Source organism: Candidatus Margulisiibacteriota bacterium (assembly GCA_031268855.1).
Lineage (GTDB): Bacteria > Margulisbacteria > Termititenacia > Termititenacales > Termititenacaceae > Termititenax.
The window spans coordinates 1-3,503 of sequence record JAIRWS010000100.1; the positions used below are offsets into that span (position 1 = coordinate 1).

A 3,503-nucleotide genomic window follows, 5' to 3' on the forward strand; every position below is an offset into this window, starting at 1 on the left:
TCATTCCAGAGAATGCCGGCCTCGGCCTGCGGCGCGTAATAAGCGTCACATTTGTACTGGAATTCCGCAAGGTCTGACAGCACGGCAAAACCGTGGGCAAAACCCCGGGGTATGTAAAATTGTTTTTTGTTTTCCGCCGAGAGTGTAAGGCCAAGCCAGCGCTTAAAAGTCGGCGAGCCGCGGCGCAGATCAACGGCCACATCGTAAACCTCGCCCAGTGTGCAGCGCACCAGTTTGGTTTGCGCCAGACCGCCTTTTTGGAAATGCAGCCCGCGCAGTGTGCCGCGCACGGAGCGGGAATGATTGTCCTGCGCGAAAACAACATCCAGTCCAGCCGCGGCAAAAGTCTTTTGATTGTAGCTTTCGTAGAAAAAGCCGCGCGCGTCAGGAAAAACTTTTGGCTCGATGATCAGCAGTCCGGGAAATTCGGTCTTGATTATTTGCATAAAAACGCGCCTGTTTTTTCCCGCACGGTTTGCAGCGTTTTCATTATCTCCGCGCGGGCTTTGTCCGTGCCTTTTTGCAGGATTTTTTCCACCGCGTCGAGATTTTCAGCCAGCGCGGCGCGCCGCTCACGGTACGGCCGAAAATATTCCCAGAGCAGAGCAAAAGTTTCCTTCTTGGCGTCGCCGTAGCCGTAGCCGCCGGCGCGGTACTTGCGTTCCATTTCCGCCTTTTGCTCCGGCGCGGCAAACAAAGCATATATTTTAAAGACGTTGCAGGTTTCGGGATCTTTCGGCTGCTCCAGCGGCGTGGAGTCCGTGACGATATTCATAACCTGCTTGCGGATAATTTTTTCCTCGCCGAAGATCTCGATAGTGTTGCCGTAAGATTTGGACATTTTCTGGCCGTCCGTGCCCGGCACAATGGCGACTTCTTCTTTAATTAGAGCGTCCGGTACTTTGAAAGTCTCGCCGAATTCATTATTGAATTTTATGGCGATGTCGCGCGTAACCTCCAGATGCTGTTTTTGGTCTTTGCCGACCGGTACTATATCGCTCTGCACGGAGAGTATGTCCGCGGCCATCAGCGCCGGATAATTCAGCAGGCCGGCGTTGGCGGGCAGCCCTTTGGCCAGCTTGTCCTTGTAAGAATGGCAGCGCTCGAGCAGACTGACCGGCGTGACATTGCTCAAATACCAGGTCAACTCGTTGATCTCCGGCACGGTGGACTGCACCCAGAAAACCGCTTTTTCCGGATCAATGCCCAGCGCCAAAAAATCCAGCGCGGCTTTGCGCGTATTGGCGCGCAGCTCGTCGCCGCGGTTGAGCGAAGTCATGGCGTGCAGATCGGCGATAAAACAAAACAATTCAGACCCGTCCTGCAATTCCACCATCTGCCGCATCATGCCCAGATAATTGCCGATGTGCAAAATGCCGGAAGGCTGTATTCCTGATAAAACGCGCATGATTTTAAATTATATATTAATTTGCGCTGTTCAACAAACTTCTGGAATCACGGCTGGAAAACTTAGTCAATAAGCGCCGTTTCCGCGTCATAAACATTTTCCTGCCAGTCGGCTTTGATTGCGCCAAGTGTGGTGGGGTAAAAACTGCCAAGAATTTTATTGTTTTGATAGAAGGTTTCCTGCAAGCTAAGAATAAAATTCTGTGGAATAGCTCGCCGTGTTCTGGCGACATTGATCCAGCCGACAGCGGTGTCATTGGTGGTTTTTCTGACTACTTTGCCGAAACTGTCTTGAAATAACAATTTTAGCTGCTCAAAGTAATTATTGGTATCCAGCGGTACTACCAGATAAAAAAGGCAACCTTCGCCGCCAAAGGGACCTGTGACTGTCAATTGATTCTGCCTGACTTTTTTCCAGAGGTTTTCTAACGTGTAAAACCTGGTGTCAGTTAAATGGCGGCCAAGAGGATAAATGCCGATGGAATAAAGGTCTGGCGTTATCTCATAATAATCATCCCAAATACCGTGGTAATGGTATTGAGCAAAGTCTTGATAGATGGCGGAACGCAGATATTGAGGCACCATAATATTGGCCCCGTAGTCAATGTGCGGCGTAAACACCTGAGATTTTCCCGTAGTATTCAGGGAAGCTAATAATTGCTGATGGGTTTTCTGGAATTGCTCTAAATAATGACCATTCAAATCAAAAGAATGGTTTGCTTTAGAAGCCCCATTTGTATAATTGGCCACAGACGTATTGGAATAAAACTGTGAATTGCCCAGGAAGTCCGCCGGCTTATTAAATATAAAACCAATAGACAGGTTTTGATGTTTTTTGTTTTGCACTACTTGACCGCTAGCTGCAATGAAAAACACAGCGTTATTTTTTCTTTGCTGGGCGCCTTGGGCAATAATTGTTAATTTGGGATACAGGGTTTTGAGCGTAAACAAGGCCGTCTCAAACTCATTTTCGGCTAACTGATGAAAATCAGTCGCGCCAGCATTTTCATTTACCGCGTAATATTCATCAATTTTCCAAAGTTTTACACCCTGAGAGGATAAAGTTTGCCCGATGCTGGGCAGATCGGACAGATTTAACTGGCTGGCCACAGTTATAGGTTTCAAACTGATCGTTGATTTTTCCTCAATGTACCGGAATAAAGTTTTTAAATGTTTGATATGCTCTGAAGTTCCATAAGGCGCCAGTTTCAAAAATATTTCTGAAATTGAGCCGTCAAAAGGAATGATTATTTCATCCAGGCTGCCATTCACAGAATCAATAAATTCTTTGCTTACCAGTGTGCCGTTGGTGGAAAGAGAAGTCAGTAACCCGGCCTGATGCGCGTATTTTATTAACTCCACCAGATTGGGATTCAAGAGCGGTTCGCCGCCAGTAAAACTTATTCTTTTAACATCAAATCTTTGGAGCGCATCGACTATTTTTTGCATTTCAGAAAATTGTAGTTCTGGGCTGGCGTCACGGTATCTTAAGCAAATCTGGCAATTGGCGTTGCATTTATCGGTCACCAATAAAACGATCGACCAGATATTATTGAATTTGGCCAGAGTTTGGCGGGCTTCCTGTAGGCGGCTGTTCTCTAATTCGTTCAGACTGTTCTCAAAAGAACTGCTCAGACTTTGCGCGCCGGTTGGTAATTCTATCCAGTATTTTGTGCCGTCTGTTGTGGCAAATGTGCGCAACACAGTGGCGTTATCCGGTACTTTCTCCACAATACAATTTAAACCGCTGATAGTTTTAAGAAACATAAATTGTCCTCTATTAAGATATTCGTTAGTGTTACGAAAATGTTTCATTTTTTTTACAGCGGTATTTTCACGCCGCAAACGGATACGCCACTCACATAGATTTTTGCAGAGGTTTCAAAAGACCTTGCTTGTAAAATAACTTGTTTATTAGGATAATATAATATGGATTGGCTATCGCTACTTCACGAACTTTCCGACAAAACAGATAAAATCGCTCTACGTTATTTTCGGCAGGCCGGTTTGCCGGTCGAGTACAAAAAAGATTTGAGTCCGGTCACGGCGGCGGATAAAGAAATAGAAGAATATATCCGCGCGGCGGCCAAAAAACG

At 46.4% G+C, this 3,503-nt stretch carries 3 protein-coding genes; all 3 read right to left on the reverse strand.

From position 1 onward, the window contains the following. Positions 1–446, reverse strand: a 446-nt coding sequence (gene rfbC / locus LBJ25_06030; protein ID MDR1453513.1) for a dTDP-4-dehydrorhamnose 3,5-epimerase, incomplete at its 3' end; no start/stop codon positions are given. After that, the gene (gene trpS, locus LBJ25_06035; protein ID MDR1453514.1) at positions 437–1,408 is read right to left on the reverse strand and encodes a tryptophan--tRNA ligase; all 972 of its coding nucleotides are present in this window, start codon (positions 1,406–1,408) and stop codon (positions 437–439) included. The genes trpS and rfbC, both read right to left, overlap by 10 nt. 62 nt (positions 1,409–1,470) lie before the next feature. Beyond that, positions 1,471–3,174, reverse strand: a complete 1,704-nt coding sequence (locus LBJ25_06040) for a radical SAM protein (protein MDR1453515.1) — start codon at positions 3,172–3,174, stop codon at positions 1,471–1,473. Positions 3,175–3,503: the final 329 nt, after the last annotated feature.